The 18,660-nt window shown below is 42.8% G+C and carries 15 protein-coding genes; 13 read left to right on the top strand and 2 right to left on the bottom strand.

All coding sequences use genetic code 11. The annotated features are described in order from the left end of the window. Positions 1-30: 30 nt before the first annotated feature. The 9 genes from BLA28_RS10800 (at position 31) to BLA28_RS10760 (ending at position 10,511) form a co-directional block, all read left to right on the top strand. Positions 31-1,248 (top strand): amidohydrolase family protein, encoded by a 1,218-nt coding sequence (locus BLA28_RS10800; RefSeq protein ID WP_071699123.1) that lies wholly within the window; start codon positions 31-33, stop codon positions 1,246-1,248. Positions 1,249-1,406: 158 nt separating this feature from the next. Then, on the top strand, positions 1,407-2,078 hold the full coding sequence (locus BLA28_RS10795) for a response regulator transcription factor (protein ID WP_071699122.1): 672 nt from the start codon (positions 1,407-1,409) through the stop codon (positions 2,076-2,078). Between the two features lie 32 nt (positions 2,079-2,110). Then, positions 2,111-3,265, top strand: coding sequence for a sensor histidine kinase (locus tag BLA28_RS10790; RefSeq protein WP_071699121.1), 1,155 nt, complete (start codon positions 2,111-2,113; stop codon positions 3,263-3,265). Positions 3,266-3,742: 477 nt separating this feature from the next. Continuing rightward, positions 3,743-4,111 carry a hypothetical protein gene (locus BLA28_RS10785; protein WP_071699120.1) on the top strand — a complete coding sequence of 123 codons (369 nt, stop codon included), beginning with the start codon at positions 3,743-3,745 and terminating at the stop codon, positions 4,109-4,111. Between the two features lie 272 nt (positions 4,112-4,383). After that, positions 4,384-5,913: a Y-family DNA polymerase gene (locus BLA28_RS10780; protein WP_071699119.1), complete on the top strand. Its 1,530-nt coding sequence runs from the start codon at positions 4,384-4,386 to the stop codon at positions 5,911-5,913. A gap of 19 nt (positions 5,914-5,932) precedes the next feature. Next, positions 5,933-7,645, top strand: a complete 1,713-nt coding sequence (locus BLA28_RS10775; RefSeq protein ID WP_071699118.1) for an ABC transporter ATP-binding protein — start codon at positions 5,933-5,935, stop codon at positions 7,643-7,645. Positions 7,646-7,763: 118 nt separating this feature from the next. Next, the gene (locus tag BLA28_RS10770) at positions 7,764-8,216 is read left to right on the top strand and encodes a hypothetical protein (RefSeq protein WP_069410808.1); all 453 of its coding nucleotides are present in this window, start codon (positions 7,764-7,766) and stop codon (positions 8,214-8,216) included. Between the two features lie 402 nt (positions 8,217-8,618). After that, complete coding sequence (locus BLA28_RS10765; RefSeq protein WP_025483292.1) at positions 8,619-8,822, top strand: hypothetical protein; 204 nt, start codon at positions 8,619-8,621, stop codon at positions 8,820-8,822. 267 nt (positions 8,823-9,089) lie between these two features. Continuing rightward, positions 9,090-10,511, top strand: a complete 1,422-nt coding sequence (locus BLA28_RS10760; RefSeq protein ID WP_143131492.1) for an ATP-binding cassette domain-containing protein — start codon at positions 9,090-9,092, stop codon at positions 10,509-10,511. A gap of 252 nt (positions 10,512-10,763) precedes the next feature. Here the strand turns inward: BLA28_RS10760 and BLA28_RS10755 are convergent, their stop codons facing one another. After that, the gene (locus BLA28_RS10755; protein WP_071699116.1) at positions 10,764-12,371 is read right to left on the bottom strand and encodes a response regulator; all 1,608 of its coding nucleotides are present in this window, start codon (positions 12,369-12,371) and stop codon (positions 10,764-10,766) included. Continuing rightward, positions 12,368-14,185: a sensor histidine kinase gene (locus BLA28_RS34535; protein WP_071699115.1), complete on the bottom strand. Its 1,818-nt coding sequence runs from the start codon at positions 14,183-14,185 to the stop codon at positions 12,368-12,370. Before BLA28_RS34535 ends, BLA28_RS10755 begins: the two co-directional genes overlap by 4 nt. A gap of 269 nt (positions 14,186-14,454) precedes the next feature. Here BLA28_RS34535 and BLA28_RS10745 point away from each other — a divergent pair, with 269 nt between their 5' ends. From BLA28_RS10745 to BLA28_RS10730, 4 genes are all read left to right on the top strand, one after another. Then, positions 14,455-15,768 (top strand): ABC transporter substrate-binding protein, encoded by a 1,314-nt coding sequence (locus BLA28_RS10745; protein WP_069428605.1) that lies wholly within the window; start codon positions 14,455-14,457, stop codon positions 15,766-15,768. Between the two features lie 72 nt (positions 15,769-15,840). Further along, entirely contained in the window at positions 15,841-16,716 is an 876-nt protein-coding gene (locus BLA28_RS10740; RefSeq protein WP_069428604.1) for a carbohydrate ABC transporter permease, read from the top strand. A gap of 13 nt (positions 16,717-16,729) precedes the next feature. Further along, on the top strand, positions 16,730-17,590 hold the full coding sequence (locus BLA28_RS10735) for a carbohydrate ABC transporter permease (protein ID WP_069428603.1): 861 nt from the start codon (positions 16,730-16,732) through the stop codon (positions 17,588-17,590). Then, positions 17,587-18,660 (top strand): glycoside hydrolase family 172 protein, encoded by a 1,074-nt coding sequence (locus BLA28_RS10730; RefSeq protein WP_071699114.1) that lies wholly within the window; start codon positions 17,587-17,589, stop codon positions 18,658-18,660. Before BLA28_RS10735 ends, BLA28_RS10730 begins: the two co-directional genes overlap by 4 nt.

Here is an 18,660-nt window from a genome sequence, read left to right as displayed (position 1 = left end):
ATCATTATTAGACTGGGAGGAGTGTAGTTGATGAAGTATGAAGAGTGTACAATCGGGAAGAAAGATGGAAAATTAGCGGGAGTGAATAAGGTAGGTTTGGATATACAGGAAAGGAACCACCGGGTCGCATGTGGTATCAAGGACCTGCATTGCCATATTATGGAATCATATGCGTTGTGTCCTAATCAGGATTTTCGGCAGCCGTGTGCACAGAATGCGGATCAGATCACAAGAATCCTTCAAACCTGTGGGCTGGAAGCGCTGTGCATTCCCGCAATTACATTGTATGAAGAACCGGATTTTGCCTGCAACGCTCTGAGTTTGTATGCAAAATTACTGTTACCGGAACGCATCTATGCGCTGGCCGGATTGAGACGATATCCGAACAGGGAAGATAACAGGAATATGCTGGAACAGGCTAAAAAGCTTATGGCTGCAGGCTTTGACGGATTTAAAATGATCTGTAAGCCAAATGTCAGAAGAAAGTTTAAGCTGTCCATTAATGATGAGATATTTGATCCTTTTTATGAGGAAGCTGAAAAAGAACAGTGGCCAATCCTGTTCCATGTGGGAGATCCCGCCAGCTTCTGGGATCGTGAAAAGGTACCGGGATGGGCGCAGGAAAACGACTGGTATTATGGGGAGGACCGTAATATACCTTCCTATGAAGAGCTGTACCGCGAGGTAGAAACTGTGCTGAAGCGCTATCCGGGACTGAGGATTACTTTTGCTCACTTTTTCTTTACCTCGGAACGGCTGGATTATGCTGCCAGGCTGTTTGATACTTATCCGAACATCTGCTATGACGTTACGCCCGGTACCGAAATGTATCTGGATTTTGCAGCCAGGCCGAAGGAGACAGCGGAGTTCTTCCGGCGTTATCGGGAGCGGTTTCTGTTCGGCACGGATAACGCGGCACAGGCAGGAGAACCGGCAGTTGTCGAAGCAAATCTTCAGGAGAGTATGGAGAAAATCTCCTGGATGCGCCGATTCTTCGAAACAGAAGAGGAGATGGAGGTTGATGGTGTTAGAGTCAGAGGAATCGGACTGGATTCTGAGACACTGGAGTGCTTGTATCGGAAGAATTTTGATCGTTTCTTTCATTATAGGGCGCCGGCAACAGTGGACAAAGAGGCAGCTGTAGAATTGATGCGGGAAATGTCGGAACAGATGAAATGTGAATCGGATGAGGCACAAAAAACGAAGGAACTTTTGGTGGAACTGGAGAGTATTTTTCAAAATTTCTGAATTGTTTGATTTATATTTTAATAGATAAGTTTTATTTAAAAGGAAGTTCCTGTAATGGGGGCTTCCTTTAAGTTGTTTTTATCTTAACCGATTCTTAATTATTAAATGATATAATACATATCGGAGCCAGGACTATAATGAATCGGGGAGAAATATTTATGAAACTGCTGATTATTGAAGACGAAGCGGACCTGCGCAATGCCCTCTGCAAAGGTTTTACCAAAAAAGGATATCTGGCAGATACCGCTGCCGACGGAAACGAGGGCTATGAACTCGCATTTATCAATAAATACGACCTTATCCTATTGGATTTGAACCTTCCTGGCATGGACGGCCTTACCCTGCTTCAGAAAATACGGGAAAACGATCTCCGGCAGAAGGTTCTGATTTTATCCGCTCGCAGCGCCTATGAACAGCGGATTGAGGGACTTGATCTGGGGGCAAATGACTATCTTGTTAAACCGTTTGATTTCGGAGAGCTTGAAGCCCGCGTCCGTTCCCTTCTGCGCAGGGATTTCACACAGCACAATACGGTTATCCCTTTCGGCTGCTTCCGCATGGATACGCAGGCGCGTCTTGTTTTTACCGATAAGAACGAAGAGGTCTGCCTCACACCAAAGGAATTTTCCATCCTCGAATATCTGCTTCTGAACCAGGGAAGGGCAGTCAGCCCTGAGGAACTGATTGAGCATGTATGGGAAAGTGACGACTGTTTTTTCTCCAATGCCGTGAAAGTACACATGAGCACGCTGCGGAAAAAGCTGGGAGAATTCAGCGGCCAGGAAATCATCATAAATATAAGGGGGGCCGGCTATTCTATTAAAAAGTAGAAACAGCGCCGTCAAACCGGGAGGAATGAAAAGTGAAAAAGAAGTCCATCCGCATTCGCCTTACGTTCTATATTGTTTTGCTGCTCACATGCGTCTGCATATTACTCACAGCACTCTCTATTTATAATGCAAACCAGTCATTTGTAGTTCCCTTCCTTTTTGAGGAGACAGAGACTGATTCGCAGGAGGAACGGGCATCCGTTGATACCGGCGAATCCTATGTCTATATGCTGCCGGAGGAAACTTCCTCACAGGCGGAAGAAGGTTCCATTGTGATCACCCAGGCCAGAAGGGATTTCAATATTTATAGTATCGGGATTATGGCGGCGGTCATTATCGGGGGAGGTATTATGTCCTATTTCCTGCTTGGGCGTGCGTTAAAACCCCTGCGCCGGTTGAGCGGTGAGATCGGGCAGATAACGGAAAATGAATTGTCGCAGCACATTGACGGAATTTCCTCACAGGATGAAATCGGCAGTCTGGCAGATTCCTTTAACAGGATGCTTGAACGGCTTGATAAGTCGTTCTCCGAGCAAAAGCGTTTTTCCTCAGACGCTGCGCATGAACTGAAAACACCGCTGGCGGTTATCAAAACGAATATCGACGTCCTGCGTCTCGACGAGACTCCGGAACCGGAGGAATATGAAAAGACGCTCACTGTGATCGAAAGGCAGCTGAAACGTATGATGACACTGGTGGATAACCTGTTTGCCATGACGGCACAGCACAGCTATGACTTCAATGATACGGTAGATTTTGACAGGATGTTCCGTGATATTATTGCGGAACTCACACCGAGAATTCGGGAAAAGAATCTGGAAATAAACCTTCACCACAGTGGTTTTCATACTACCGCTAACAGTGTTATGCTTACCCGTGCCTTTTCTAATCTCGTGGAAAATGCGGTGAAATATAATATTGAGGGCGGCAGAATTGATATTTCAACAGAGTCTGAGGATAAGCGGTATGTTATCACGATTGCAGATAATGGTATTGGTATCCCTCCTGAAAAACTGGAGAACATTTTCAAGCCTTTCTACCGCGCAGATGAATCCCGGTCGGGGACGGAAGGGGCAGGCCTTGGGTTAGCGATAGCTTCTGAAATCATCACAACACACGGCGGAACGATATCCGCCCGGAGCCAGGACGGACAAACAGTTTTTACCGTCATGCTTCCCATAATCTGAACAGGATAAAATGGTATCACTCAAATTTGGCACATGCCCCTGTCCCCTCCGGCCGCTGCTTTCGGGGCTGCCACCCGGCTTGTCTTCCCGTCCCCCTGCGCAGACCGTGCAGGAATCCTTACAGGGGACGCTTCCGCTCGGATAAACACGCAGCGGTACTAAGGCCGTAAAATACGCGGCCTAAGGACCGGCGAGTTTATACGCCCCTTACAGGAAATCCTGCACGGCCGGTGCAGGGGGATGGGAAGACAAGCCGGGTGGCAGCCCCGAAAGCAGCGGCCGGAGGGAACAGGGGCATGTGCCAAGTTTGAGTGATACAAAAAGAAAAGTAAGGCTCTTAACCGTTCCTTAATCTCTGGTACGCTATAATTGCGAATAGAAACAGGGAAAGGGGGTTAGAAAAATCTTTAATATAAATATAGCCGTAACATTATATATCTAACAGTCTGATTAAAGAAAAGAAAGGAAGCAAATAAAATGAAAAAAATACCAACAATTGCACTCGCAACTATGATAGTTTCATCCCTCTCCGTAATGCCTGCTCTTGCGGCAGATACTTTTTCTGATGAAAGCGGCTCCGCTCTGGCGGCCTGCAAGAATGCAGTGGTTTCCGCGTCGGATATCTCCGATTCCGGTGATGGCAGTGCCATGATGGTGAACTGGGAAGACGGAAGCACAGCCTGGGTATCTTTTGAAGCTGCGCCTGAAAAAGCAGAACTGGCTGAGGCCGAAAATATTATTATCTCTGTTACGGAAGCCTCCGGCTCTTCGGCTGGCAGTGTCATGATGGTTGACGGTGAGGACGGCAGTGTCAGGCAGATCCCCAATGAAGACACGGCAGAGTAACTGTTTCAAATAGACAGTACGAATAGGTGATTTGCCTTATACTTTATAGGTTAAATGATAGGAATCCGGACTTTTTCAGACAGAAAAGGTTCGGATTTATTATTGTTCGGATCAATAAACCGGGCTATGATTTTCAGTCTCAGCCGCCGCTGGGGAAATATATCTCTGTTACCCGTTTGATGCATAATGGGACTCTGTTTCATTCTATTGCTTGTTTCCTTTTCCTTTTGGTTATAATATATTGGTATAGTCATTGGATGGAGGATTTGCCTATGTCACAGCCAGAGCATGTATATATAGCGATTGACTCAAAGTCATTTTACGCATCCGTTGAGTGCCGGGAAAGGCAGCTCGATCCTCTTACCACAAACCTGGTGGTGGCGGATCCGAGCCGCACCGAGAAAACCATATGCCTGGCCGTATCGTCGGCCCTCAAAGCCTATGGGATACCGGGAAGGCCCAGATTGTTTGAAGTAGTCCAAAAAGTGAAAGAGGCTAACATCCAAAGACAGCATTTGGCACCAGGCCATAAATTTACAGGCTCTTCCTGTAATGCGGAGGAGTTAAAAAGCTCTCCCGAGCTGGCGGTTGCATATATTACGGCCCCGCCACGAATGGCGTTATATATGGACTACAGCACAAAAATTTATAACATTTACCTTAAGTATGTAGCAATGGAGGATATTCATGTTTATTCCATTGATGAAGTATTTATTGATGTAACGCAGTATCTAAATACCTACAGGCTTTCTGCCCGTGAATTAGCGGTAAAAATGATTCAGGATGTATACCAGTCCACCGGAATCGTATCCACGGCCGGAATCGGGACGAATCTTTATTTATGTAAGGTTGCCATGGATATTGTTGCCAAGCATATGCCGCCGGACCAAAACGGTACAAGGATTGCGGAGCTGGATGAAATGTCCTACCGGCAGCTTCTTTGGAACCATCGACCGCTCATCGATTTTTGGAGGGTGGGAAGGGGATATGCAAGGAAACTGGAGGCAAACGGCCTGTATACCATGGGGGATATCGCAAGGTGCTCCATCGGCAGGCCTAATGATTATTATAATGAAGACCTGCTCTATAACCTGTTCGGAGTAAATGCGGAACTGCTGATTGACCATGCCTGGGGATGGGAACCTTGTACAATGGCCGACATCAGGGCATATAAGCCAACCACAAACAGTACCGGCTCCGGCCAGGTCCTGCAGTGTCCCTATGATTATAAAAAGGCAAGGCTCATCGTACAGGAAATGACCGACAGGTTGGTTCTGGATCTGGTGGATAAAGGCCTTGTAACGGATCAGATAGTCCTTACGGTAGGATATGATATAGAAAACCTGAAAGACCCGGACAGAAGGAGGCTTTACAAGGGTGAAGTCGTGACGGACCGCTATGGGCGCCGGATCCCCAAGCATGCCCATGGCACTGCTAATATTTCACGCCGGACTTCTTCCACGATGCTGATTATGGATACCGTCCTGGATTTGTATGATAAAATAATAGATAAAAACCTGCTGGTCAGAAGAGTTTATGTCACCGCGAACCATGTTGCCGAGGAAACCGCGGCAGAAGAGACGCAGACATTTGAACAGCTTGATCTTTTTACCGATTACAGCGCTCTGGAAAAAAAGAAAGAGGAAGAAGAGGCAAAGCTCAAACGGGAAAAACAGATGCAGCAGGCAATGCTTGCCATCCAGAAAAAATACGGGAAAAATGCTATTTTAAAAGGCATGAATTTAGAAGAGGGGGCTATGGCCAGGGAACGCAATGATCAAATCGGCGGGCATAAGGCATAACCGGACAGGAAGGATTATTATGGTAAAGAATGTTCTATATAAGCTGAAAGGTTTAATAGCTGTTTATATTATTATGGGACTGGTGTCTCAGTTAATGAATGTGCTTAGTATAGTTTACTTTCAAAGAATAATCGATATCTTATCAGAGATAAAAAATAAGGCCGATATTACTGACTACATCATTATTCCATTGCTGTTATATGCTATTACAACAATTGCATGCTGTATTTTAAACTATGCAGATAACTATCCTTCAACAAAAATAGAAAACATAATCTACTATAATTTTAAATTACTGGCTATTGATAAAGTAAGTAAAATAAATTTTCTTGACTATGCGAATTATGGAACCGGAAAGATTATTCAAATTGTAGAAAATGGTTCTGAGGCAGGTAAAAATATTTTATTTGGATTTTTTATTGAAATTTTTTATAGTTTAGTACCGGGATTACTTTTTAGTCTTATCGTTTTAGGTACGTATAGTATACGAATAATGTTTGTAATAGGGATTGGATATGTAGTTATTTTTATTGTTTCTAATCTTATGCTAAAGAAACTTTACAATATTAAAGAAAAAGTCCTTATTGAGACTGAATGGACATCTAATAAATATGTCCGCGCTCTTATGGAAACAATGATATTTCGTGTAAATCGAAAATATAAACAAGAAAAAGCAGATATCGGTAAAGCATACGATGAAATTATCAAATCTGAAACAAAAGTAGTGATGATACACGAATTCTTTTTTGCCTTTTTTTACTTACTCGTAATATTTGTTAAAATCATTATTATTATAATGGGTATTTGGAAATTAAATATTTCTTTAGGAAAAATCGTTGCTTTAGTAATGCTGGTTGATAATATTTATTCACCGATATCTGAATTTAATATTATGTATGTAAAATATAATTTGGATAAAGTTGCTTATAACAGATATGTAAACTTCTTGTCGTTAAAGGATGATACTAATTTATTTAACGGTATAGAATTAATGGAAAAACCTTTCAAAATTAAGGCTGTAAATTTCTCTGCCGGTTATGGCAGAAGAGATGCTGTACATAATCTGTCATATGAAATGGAGGCCGGCAAAAAGTATGCAATTGTTGGTAAGAGCGGAGCCGGAAAGTCAACTTTTGTGAAAACGCTGCTGGGTATTATAAAGGGAACAAAAGGAAATTTATTCATTAACGAGTCAGATATAAGCACAATAAATTTAGATAAATATTATCAATATATATCATATGTATCTCAGGATGCCCCTATTTTCGACGGTACTATATTGGAAAATATTACGATGAACAAAGAATATGCTCAGGAAGAAATATGGCGTGTGCTCGATATGGTATTATTAAAGGAAAAGATAGAAGGATTGGATAAAAGATTAGATACGAATATCGGCGAAAAGGGCATTAAATTATCCGGAGGAGAGAAACAAAAACTGGCAATTGCACGTGTTTTATTGCAGGATGCTTCAGTCATTATATTGGATGAGGCAACGGCTTCCATGGATTATTTGTCGGAGGAAAAAGTACTGCAAAATTTGTTTTCAGAGAAAAAAGACAGTTTGATTCTGCTTATAACTCATCGGTTAAAAGCGATAGAATTTGTTGACAAAATATTCTTACTCGAAAATGGTGAAATCAGAGAAGAGGGAAGCTTTGCGCAACTGATTAAAAATCGATCTAACTTTTATGAACTTTGGAACAAACATGCAGAGCAGCAGATGAAATGATTTCTAAACAAAATCAGTCCCATTTTCAGGGATATGGTTTCTCTGCACGGCGTTTGCAATCGACTTTCATTATCATTTGTGCCGAAAGCCGCGGAGTGATAGAAAGGAGGGACAGGGTTTGGAAAATAAAAATTCTGATATCCATAGATATGATGATATCATTCAGCTTCCCCACCACGTTTCAAAAACACATCCTCAGATGCCTGTATCCGACCGGGCGGCACAATTTGCCCCATTTGCCGCGCTGACCGGCCATGATGCGGCCATCCGGGAAACGGCGCGTCTCACTGAGGAAAAAGCGGAATTGGATGAAAATGCGAAAATGATAATAGATGAAAAACTCAGATTCGTGCAGGAAACGCTGTCTGACCAGCCGAAGGTTACCGTCACTTATTTTAAGCCGGATGAAAAAAAGGCGGGAGGAAAATATATTACGGTCAGCGGCAGCGTAAGGAAAATAGATATGTATAAGGGGCTTATTATAATGATGGATGACATCAGTATACCTTTTGTGGATATCTATGATATAGAAGGGGAAATATTTGGTAATAGAGATTATGAAATCCTATAAGACACTGCCAGGCAAGCTTATCATAATCTCCCCTTCCGTGTAAGAATATATATATAAAACCACATCTGCCGGACGACGTTTTTTACCGCCGTCCGGCAGATGCAGTTAATCATTTTGAATGATAGTTAAATCGCCGGAAACAAGGGTTACAGAAATATCGCTTACTTCATTTCCGCAGATTACATTTGTCACGTTTGCTTATAAGGAACACACGATACATTATATAGGATTTGGCTGCGTATGGCAGCGAAGTATCCCTGATATGATCTCCATTGTAAAAGAGAGAATGATTGTGATATGATAATAGAAAGAAACCAAATACCCTATATAAATTACAGGGCAGGCAGCAAAAGAAGAAAAAATAGTTCAAGAGTTATATGTATAAAAAGCAAAGGAGAAGCTATGACTGAGACATACTGTGATATCTGCGGGAAAAAGTGTGTGGTTAAGCCATATGATATGATAAGCGGGAAAGAGGATGGTGAATGGAAATGCACGAGAGTGGATGTCTGTGATCCATGTATGGATAAGCTGCAGGAACTGCATGGGGAGCTGGAAAGGCAGTTTCTTCACAGCAAAGGGAAGGTTAATGTGGTATGTGAGTAAAACAGCAGATGCGCTGTCTGCCTTGTCGGGGATTGCAGTATTTATGGATAGAAAAAATATGTGAAAAAACAGACTTTAGCTGTTACAAAAACAGGTTATTCAAAGATTTATGTTGAAAAAAAGTACTATTATATATACAGTAATGGAAGGGGTAAAGACAGCAGGAGGGGTATTAAAATGAATGGTGTTCTCTATTTATTCAAATAAGCATGGAAGTTTCAGAGAAAGTACATATTTTATGCATTGATCCAGGAAATATTATCCTCTGTGATTCCATTAACATTGATTATTTTACCCAAATATATAATAGATGAATTACTCGGAAGCCAGAACATTAAATTGATTATAATCTATACAGTTACAATGATAGCATGTAATTTTGCAACGGCTGTAATCTGTTCCTGGCTGAGAAAGCATTGTTTTGTTTTAAAAGGAAAGCTGTTTGTAGATTTTCAGGAAATGATATCAAACAGATTGTCAAAATGTGATTATGAGAAGCTGGAGGATCCGTCCTTCCTGGATGTTAAGGAAAAAGCCAAAAAGTTTTTATATGCAAATGGACAAGGATTTGGTGAAGTAATGGATCAGGCTTTTAACATTTTGGGAAATGCAGTCAGGTTTGTCGGAATTATTTTTATTGTCGTAAATTTGAGCGTCAAGGTGGTAGTAGTCCTGATTATCCTAGTGCTTATTAATGCCGTTATTGAAGGAAAATTAAAAGAGAGATATGTAAGCCTGGATATGGAAAAGGCGCCTGTTGAAAGAAGGACCAATTATTTAATAAGCATGATTGAAGATTTTTCATATGGAAAAGAAATATGGCTGCTTGATGTGTCGGAATGGTTCTCCAAAAACGTCAGACACTATCTGAATATCTCCCAGAACTTTTATAAAATGCAGATGAGTTCAATAAATAAAAGTCAGTACATAGCGGGCATAACGAATCTGCTGCAGGAATTATTTACCTATTCTTTTCTGATCGTCCGGGTGCTGCAAAAAATGATAAGTATCGGGGACTTTACGATGTACTTATCTGCAATAAACAGCTTCAGCAGTTCAATGAATGATTTAATGAAAAGCTGTGTTGAAATCAAACAGTTTGAAGGATATTACGGAGCGCTGAAGGAATATTTGGATGTACCGATAACGATGAATACAGGCAGTTATGATGTCCCTGATGCGCCGTATGAGATCGAATTTAAGAATGTTTCTTTCAGGTATCCGGGTCAGACGGAGTGGTCTCTTAAGAATATTAATGTAAAAATCTTTGATAATAAGAAATATTCTATTGTAGGTGAAAACGGCGCCGGTAAAACAACGTTCATTAAGCTGTTATGCAGGCTTTATGACCCGACCGAAGGGCAGATTTTATTGAATGGAACAGATATAAGAGAATATGATTATTCGCAGTACATGCATTTATTCAGCACGGTATTCCAGGACTATAAACTGTTTTCATTTTCTATAAAGGATAATATCGCTTTCGGAGAAACGGAGGAAGATGCCAGGGTCATTGAGGTACTTAAGAAAAGCGGATTTGGTGATAAGCTGAATGCGCTGGAAAAGGGGATTCATTCCTACATACATAAGGATTTCGAGGAAGATGGATTTGAACCCTCCGGAGGGGAGGGGCAGAAGATTGCTTTGGCGAGGGCGCTGTATCAGGCCAGTCCTGTCATAATTTTATAGATGAACCGACAGCTGCGTTGGATCCTAAAGCGGAATATACGATGTATAAGAATTTCAATAGTTTAGTCGAGGGTAAATTAACGCTTTATATATCGCACAGAATGTCGAGTTCACGGTTTTGTGATTATGTGCTTGTTTTTTCGGATGGCGCTATTATTGAAGAAGGAACGCATGAGGAATTAATGAAATTGAAGAAGGTTTATAGTTCTCTTTATAGTATGCAGGCGCAGTTTTATCTGGATTAACATGAGCTTAGGTGGAGCCAGGCATTTTCCCTTCCCGGAAAGAGGAGGGGGAGATGCCTTTCCATTTTTTAAAACTGGTTGAAAAATAGTATTGGTTGGCATAGCCACATTTTTCGCTGATTTCCTTTAAGGACAGATTGGAGTTTTTCAGGTAACGGCATGCGGCTTCGATCCGTGCAGAGCTGATGGAGTCGCTGATACTTATTTTCATGTTTTTCTTAAAAAGGGCACTGAGATAGGCAGGACTTACATTGGCATATTTGGCAATATCGTGCAGGCACAGGCTGCTGTTTTCAAAGTTTTCCCGGATATAGGAGAGCACAGATTCACACAGCTGATCATGATAGGTTTTTAAAGAGGAATCCAGTCTTTGGCAGGCCAACGTGCAGATTTCATTCAGCCAGGAAAAAAACTGTTCGCTGGTATTGAAGCTGTCCAGACGGGCATAGGTCTGGGCAATTTTTCCCTCCAGATCCTTTGCATCAATATTGAGCTCATATAAAAATTTAAGGATTTTGCCCAGCAGGGAATAAATACGGACAAAAATAAAATCCCTGGACTGGTATTTGCTGAGAAGGTCGGCGGAAAAATCCTTAATCCATTGTTCCATTGCGGCATAATCTTTCTGGCAGATGAGCCGGATCAGCTCATCCTCACTGGAATCGGAAAACGGCTCCAGCGAAAGGTTGCGTCCGAGGGCTTCCCTGGTATCAAAAATATTTTTCTGCGGGAAGAAAAAACGGTATTCCAGCGCATGGTGAGCGCTTTCGTGGGAAAGATGCGTGTTCCAGAGCTCAGAAACGATGTTGCCTATCCCCACATTTAAAGATAGTGGAGAATCCGCATGCGCTTCCACAATGGAAGAGACAGTTTTATGTACGGACTGAAGGACATGGCTGACATTGGAGCTGTTCTGGCAGAGAATCAGTTCCAGACCATCGAAGCCTTTCAGAAGATAAGAAAAATCAAAAATACGGCTGTATTCACGGATGGTATCATTCAGCCGGAAAAGCAGCATTTCATATTGAGCAACCCCCAGTTCTTTTTTCAGTTCCGCCGCATTTTCCACGTCGAAAACAACAACGGTATAATAGCGGTAATTCAGATCCAGATTCAGGTATTCCATATAGGAGGATAAGTGCCAGGAAGCCTCTCTGCCGGAATAATGGACGAGATCATTAAAGAATTTTTCAATCATGGCCGGCCTGCTGGCCTTCAGCAGTTCCATATTCTTTCGTTCCTGATCTATGAGACTGCAGGCTCCCCGAATTTTTTCGGTCAGATATTGGTAATCGATGGGTTTTTCAATGTAATCATATACGCCGATTCTTATGGCGCGCCTGGCGTAATCAAAGCGATCATAGGCGGAAATGAGAATGACCTTTACAAAGGGATTGATCGAGATGGCAAGCCGACTCATGGAGATGCCGTCCAGATCCGGCATTTCAATATCGGAAATGATAATGTCGGCGGGTTCCTGTCTCATTGCTTCTATGGCGGAACCTCCGTCATATTTGATATGGGTGATTTGTGTGCCGAGAGCTGCCCAGTCGATATTTTTCTCAATGCCTTCCACAGAAAGGGCATTGTCATCTACGATCATTATTTTCTTCATTCTGTTTCATCTCCTTCCATCTGTGCGAATTCAATTGTTACACATGTGCCCTTTAATGGCGCGCTTTCAATTCTTATATGTCCGTTTCCATAAAGTTCGCTGGATATACGGGCATTTACATTACAGATTCCAAAATTCTTCTGATAATTCACGGTTCGGTTCTGCAGGTTCTGCTGCAGCTCGTAGAGCTTTGCGGATGGGATTCCGGCGCCATTGTCTTTTATGGTAATGATGACCGTATCGTCTCCGTAAGCTGCTGAAATATGAAGGAATAGATCCGGAGTCTGTGCAGAAATACCATGCAGGATACTATTTTCTACAAAAGGCTGCAGAGTGAATTTACAGATCAGAAAATTATCAATTCCGTCTTCCAGATCAATTTTCCAGTCCAGACTGTTGTTGAGACAAAGTTTTTCCATATTCAGATAAAGCGTTATTATTTCCAGTTCATCGCGGAGTGTGATCAGTTCTCCGGATTTCCTCAGTGTGAGCCGGTAAAAACGGGTCAGATCCGTAATCATTTGTCCGGCGGTTTCCAGTTTGCCGAGAGACTGGCAGGTTTTGATGGAACCCAGGATATTGTATAAAAAATGAGGATTAATCTGAGATTGCAGCAGCTGATATTTTAAACGTTCCTCCGTAAGAGAAAGCTCCAGGATGGACTGTAAATTCTGTCGGATGGTAGACTGCATTTGTTCAAAGGTAAGCCCCAGGCTGTCAATTTCATCGTATAGGTCGGGATCTTTCGGACGCGAGATGGTCAGAGGCTCATTATTCTGCAGATCAGGACTTAGGCGGAAAGACTCCATTGCCAGGGAAAGGTTATGGATACGGCCTGAAAGACTTCTGGAAATCAGAAGGATGGTAACGATGGTGACGGGAAGTGCCAAAAGCAGAGTGAGCAGAATGGTACGCATCAGGAGGGCTGTACCGCCGGTAATATAGTCGTTGGGGATTTCCGTGATCTGATACCAGCCATTATCCAATTGAAGCACATGGTACCATGAATTTTCATATGAAAATGTGGAGTTTCTGTTCTCCTCAAAGAGGGCCATTTGATTCAAAGACAGGCTTTGATCATATAAATCACTGTTTGAAGCGGCCGCCAGCTGTCCTTCCGGAGTAATGAGATAACTGATAATATCGGTGTTTACAAAGGTAGCAGAAAGTATTTCGGAAAATTCTTCCATATCAAGGAGAATGAAATAGGCATAATCCAACTGACCGCTGCCCTGATTATGCAGTGCGCGGCAGCAAATAAGGGTATCTGTCTGTTTCCCTTCGGAATTTAAAATAAAGGGAAGTGTGATCCGGGGGCGGTAAAGCCATAGAGAAGAGGCCCCCAGATTTTTCAGTTGATCCTCCGTGATACGGAAAGCAGACAATTCGCTGAAGGGATAAAAGTATAAACCTTCATCGCTTCCAAGCTGCTCCTTCTGCAGAAAGACACAAATCTGATATAGATTGAAAGTTGAAGTATACAGGGACATACTGTTGCGCAAGGCCGTAAAAGTTTCCAGATAAGAAAACAGGCTTTGATCATCGGCAGCTTCCAGTGTGTACATTCCATACTGCAGTGCATCTGCGACATTTTCAGTCTGCCGTATTCTGGAGTTCAGCTGTGTATGCAGCTGGTCGGCGGCAAGAATGGCAGAATCCATAATCTTGTCGCGGGCAATTGAATAAGATACGCCATAGGAAACACAGCTGATAATAATGAGAGGGATCAGCGTACACAAAAGAAAAGCCAGCAGAAGCTTCAGCTGGAACCGTGTGAATATACCCTGCAATTTCCTGATTAAATGTTTCATCATAGATTCATCCTTTATATTTTCAGCAATTATTCTACATATTCAAATTATAGAAAATATAAAGACCGTGCGCAACGGATCTAAAAATTATATAAACGATTCGAAAGATATTGTATTGTTGGAGATAACGTATTTTGTTATCTTTGGCTTACAGGTTTTCCTTCAGGCTTTGGCAGGGAGTTATCCGGAGAACACCGGTCAAATAAGGCATGCAGGGAATCAAATACAAACAGGGGGATACAGAAATTCCCTGAATATAGGAGGGTTTGAATATGAAAAAGAAGTTTGTCAGTATTTTTCTAACGATATCTTTAGTAGGTGCCATGCTGGCCGGCTGCGGAAGTTCTGATTCCTCGCAGAAGGCAGACGCAGGAAGCAGCCAGGAGACGGGCGTGCAGGAACAGGCGGCTGCGGATACGGCTGAAACCAAGAAGGATGGGGCATATGATCTGACGCTTTATACAATAAACTCCACCGATGAAGATTTTCCGGAGTGGCTTGCCAATGTGGAAGGCGCTACCGGGCTTAAGATTAATGTGATCGCTGCACCTACGGATTCCGATACCAGGCAGCAGAAGATTACAACGATTCTTTCCACCGGTGATGCAAGTGTTGATATTCTGGAAATAAACGATGAAATGAGCGCATCGTTCAAAAATGCCGGATGGCTGGAAGGGCTGAATGATACGGTAATGACAGAGGATATCAGGGCTGAGTTCCCGCAGGGATATATGGCAGATATGATTACAGATAAAAATGGACAGATCATAGGAGTACCCGGGTATTCCGGCTACCTTGCCTTTTGGGTGAACCAGCAGATTATGGATGAGGTTGGAATTACATCCATTGATACCAAGGAAGATTTTGTAAAATATATGGAAGCCGCTTCCGGCAACGGCAGATATGGATATGGCGGTTCCTGGGAGAAGACATACTCACACAATGAAATCGCTCAGTTCGTAAATATGTTCGGCGGTGATTATCTTGACTGGACAAACCCGGCTAACAGAGAGGCCGTGGAATTTTTACATGATATGGTGCAGAAAGGTTATACACCGGTAGATCAGATCGCGGATAAGTATGAACAGATGAACCCTAAATTCATAGACGGAAAATATGGAAGCCTGTTTATGTGGGGACTTGGCTCAGATTATGCAAAAGCCGATATGTTGGGAGCTGATAAAATCCATATGGCCATGGTTCCTAAATTTTCAGATGAGAGATATATCTTTACGGATTCCTGGAGCTATGTACTCAATGCTGCTTCCAAGAATAAGGATGCCGCGATTACATTCTTGAAGTATATGGCCAGCGAAGAAGGAATGAAAGCATCCTATGAAGCGTTTGACAGATATCCTGCCAGAAAGGATGTAGCCGAAAAAGTGGTTCCGGACACGGATCCTGCAAAAGAGATGTATTCCAGATATGCGAATGAATGTGTGGTAAGAGGACGTCCGATGCTTCCTCAGACAATGGAATTTATATCTGCAATGGGAACTATTTTTCAGTCCTATATGAAGGATGAGATTACCATTGATGATTTCTGTGCTAAAGCGAAAGAATATTCAGAAACCTATAATAAGTAAGGTATGTAAATCATTACAGGGCGGCGGCCTGCTGACTGCCGTCCTGAAAATGATAGAGAGGAGGCCTTTGGTATGATAACAAAGAAGTCTCTTCAGTGGATAGCCTGGGTTCTGATTGCTCCAGTGCTTCTGCTGCGGGGATTCACCACAATTTATCCGATTTTACAGACTGTTTATAACAGCTTCTTTGATATCAGGATATTAAGCGGAGTGAATGAGTTTGCCGGTTTCTCCAATTACCTGAATGTTTTTAAAGATCAGAAGGTACTTACAACACTGCAGTTTACGGCCATGTTCGTAGTCGTTTCCATGGTTTTCCATGTTGTCCTGGGTGTGGCGCTGGCGCTGATTTTGAATATGAAGTTCCGGGGGCGCCGTTTTATGCGGACGATTGTCCTTATTCCGTGGGCAATGCCCGCGGTTGTGATCGGCATGGCTGCGAAATGGGCATTTAATAATGATTATGGCTTAATCAATGATTTTGTGCGTCGGTTTGTACCGGATTTTCAGATGAACTGGCTGATCAATGCAGGAACAGCCAGGACAGCCGTTATAGCAATGGACTTATGGAAGGATCTTCCATTTTTTGCAATTTTAGTATTATCAGGTCTGCAGTTTATTTCTAATGAAATCTATGAAGCGGCAAAGGTGGACGGTGCGGATGGAATCCGCTCTTTCATCCATATCACACTGCCATTGATCATGAGAAATGTTTTGACGTTATGTATTCCCTTTACATTATGGAGGCTGACCGGTTTTGACCTGGTATATTCCATGACTTCGGGAGGGCCGGGGGAAGATACCTCTCTGATTGCATATAGGATTACAATGGAGGCATTTACGAATCTGAATGTGGGTTATGCTGCTGCGTTGGCCGTTATGCTGTTTCTTGTTATGGCTGTATTCTCCTGGTTTAATTTGAGGGTGATGAGCCGATTTGAAAATTAGGAGGGAACCGAAGATGAATGCAAAATCAGAGTGGAAGTATAGAATATACAGAGGAATGGTAGCGGCAGGAAGATGGGTTATAAGTGCGGTTGTAGCATTCATTATCCTGTTTCCGGTTTATTGGATTTTTATATCTTCAATTACGCCTCCTGCAGAGCTGTTTAAAATGCCGATTGATTATCTTCCGGATCACCCCACATTGGACAGCTACCGTTTCTTAATTGATAACGTAGGGCTGCTTTCCAAAATCGGAAGTACAATCATCATCATTGGAGCAACCTTGACTATCGGGACAGTCATCTGCGTCATGGGGGCTTACGGATTTGCCAGATTCCGCTCCCGGGCTGTCAGCATTGGCTTTGCTTTCATCATTGCAACTATGCTGATACCGGAAGTAATTACGGCAAGACCTTTGTATGAGTTCATGCAGAAGGTGAAGCTGTTTGATACATATCAGGGACTAATTATTCTGTATATCAGCTCCATCATCCCATTTACAGTGCTGATCCTGCGGAATTTCGTGGGTGAAATTCCTGTTTCACTGGAAGAAGCGGCCTCAATTGACGGTGCTAATTTTTCCCAGAGACTTTTCTTAATTGTATTGCCATTGATGAAACCGGCAATAGCTACCGTATGTATTATCAATTTCATCACCTGTCTGAATAACTTTTTTACGCCGTTATATTATTCAAACGGAATTCAGGTGTTAAGTGTTGCTATTGTACAGCTGCCCTTACGCGATAATATGTATGGGGTACCCTGGGATCTGGTCAGTGCCATGGGATGGATTATACTGCTTCCGATCATTGTTTTTGTTGCTGTTTTTGAAAAGCAGATCATGGACGGTATCATGGCTGGAGGTGTAAAATCATGAGGAATGAATTATTAATGGGAGCAGGGCTGGCATTTTCACCTGTACGGGAAACGCGCCAGATATCGGGAGAAAACCCGGACGGGAAAAAAGGCGGCGGCTGCCGGATGACAGAGGAAGAACCTCTGGATGGGGGATGTGGATTAAAGGTACATCCTTTTATATCGCTCCAGCCAGGTGAAACAAAAGTTCTGGCGGATATAGCAGGAACGGGATGTATCAGGGAAATGTTTTTTACGACGGATCATAAATGGCTGTCGGAATTGGTTTTGCGTATCTTCTGGGATGATGAGACAGCAGCATCGGTAGAAATGCCCCTGGGAATGTTTTTTGCTAATGGATTTGATGATAATCATGTATTGGTAAATTCTGCACCGATAGCATTTTTGCCGCGATGTGCCATGAACTGTTACTGGGAGATGCCTTTTGCAAAGAGGGCCAGAATTACGTTAACCCATGAAGGACAGGAAAAAATCGGCTGTATTGCCTATAGAATTCTCTATCATAAAGAAGAATGGGACAAAAAACCTCTTTATTTTCATGCACAGTACAGAAGAAGTATGACCACACGGGAAAAGCCTGTTTATACAATACTGGATGGTGTGAAGGGCATGGGCAAATACGTGGGTACATATCTGGCATGGAATGCGGCGAGTTCCGGATGGTGGGGAGAAGGAGAAGTTAAATTTTATCTTGACGGCGACGATTTCCCCAGCATAGCGGATAATGGCTGCGAGGATTATTTCGGCGGATCTTTTGGTTTTTCCAAATTGAACGGAACCGCCTGTGCGGATGAAGAAGTCAGCTTTTGTACCCCTTGTCTGGGGATGCCGCTGGCACTTACGGCAGATGGCAGAAGTATCCGTAAATTTGGATTATACAGATGGCATTTATCGGATTATATTGGTTTCCTGAAAGATATCAGAGTGACGGTGGATACGCTTGGATGGTGGAGAAAAAAAGGTTATCGCCCGCTGCCGGAGGAGATTTCTTCAATGGCATGCTGGTACCAGCAGGAGCCGCATGAGACTTTCCCCGTATTGCCTGCTGTAGAAGAACGTTGGGACAGATAA

This window comes from Eisenbergiella tayi, from assembly GCF_001881565.1.
GTDB lineage: Bacteria > Bacillota > Clostridia > Lachnospirales > Lachnospiraceae > Eisenbergiella > Eisenbergiella tayi.
This window is presented reverse-complemented; position numbering and strand designations above follow the sequence as displayed.

Coding starts and splice junctions, on each gene's coding strand:
- BLA28_RS10775 (WP_071699118.1), top strand. CDS start 5,933: ATGGTAAAGAATGTTCTATATAAGCTGAAAGGTTTAATAGCTGTTTAT.
- BLA28_RS10740 (WP_069428604.1), top strand. CDS start 15,841: ATGATAACAAAGAAGTCTCTTCAGTGGATAGCCTGGGTTCTGATTGCT.
- BLA28_RS10795 (WP_071699122.1), top strand. CDS start 1,407: ATGAAACTGCTGATTATTGAAGACGAAGCGGACCTGCGCAATGCCCTC.
- BLA28_RS10785 (WP_071699120.1), top strand. CDS start 3,743: ATGAAAAAAATACCAACAATTGCACTCGCAACTATGATAGTTTCATCC.
- BLA28_RS10765 (WP_025483292.1), top strand. CDS start 8,619: ATGACTGAGACATACTGTGATATCTGCGGGAAAAAGTGTGTGGTTAAG.
- BLA28_RS10735 (WP_069428603.1), top strand. CDS start 16,730: ATGAATGCAAAATCAGAGTGGAAGTATAGAATATACAGAGGAATGGTA.
- BLA28_RS34535 (WP_071699115.1), bottom strand. CDS start 14,185: ATGATGAAACATTTAATCAGGAAATTGCAGGGTATATTCACACGGTTC.
- BLA28_RS10755 (WP_071699116.1), bottom strand. CDS start 12,371: ATGAAGAAAATAATGATCGTAGATGACAATGCCCTTTCTGTGGAAGGC.
- BLA28_RS10730 (WP_071699114.1), top strand. CDS start 17,587: ATGAGGAATGAATTATTAATGGGAGCAGGGCTGGCATTTTCACCTGTA.
- BLA28_RS10780 (WP_071699119.1), top strand. CDS start 4,384: ATGTCACAGCCAGAGCATGTATATATAGCGATTGACTCAAAGTCATTT.
- BLA28_RS10800 (WP_071699123.1), top strand. CDS start 31: ATGAAGTATGAAGAGTGTACAATCGGGAAGAAAGATGGAAAATTAGCG.
- BLA28_RS10745 (WP_069428605.1), top strand. CDS start 14,455: ATGAAAAAGAAGTTTGTCAGTATTTTTCTAACGATATCTTTAGTAGGT.